Source organism: Massilia frigida (assembly GCF_011682175.1).
GTDB lineage: Bacteria > Pseudomonadota > Gammaproteobacteria > Burkholderiales > Burkholderiaceae_D > Telluria_A > Telluria_A frigida.
In genome coordinates, this window is sequence record NZ_WHJG01000231.1 from 1 (window position 1) to 255 (window position 255).

The 255-nt window shown below is 69.0% G+C and carries 1 protein-coding gene; it reads right to left on the bottom strand.

Annotation, left to right across the window (positions count from 1 at the left end; genetic code table 11):
• On the bottom strand, positions 1–255 hold a 255-nt coding region (locus F2P44_RS34800), incomplete at both ends, for a transposase (RefSeq protein ID WP_167094650.1).

The following is a 255-nucleotide window of genomic DNA, read 5'->3' on the forward strand; positions in this document are numbered from 1 at the left end:
TGGCAGGCGCTCGCGCAGCGTCAGCGCCAGTTTCTTGAACGGCTCGAGTCGGCTTCGGCGGGCCCACGATATCCAACGCTCCAGCGCCGCCTGCGCCGCTTCCGCGCTGTTGGCGGCCACGGCGTGCCGATAGGTGTCCCGCAATGCTTCTTTCAGCCGCCACGCCCTTGCGGTCTTGAGCCGGGAACGCTGCAAGAGATACATCGTGTCGCGCTGGCGCGCCGTCCAGCTGTGCGCGTCGCGGCGCATGCCCCA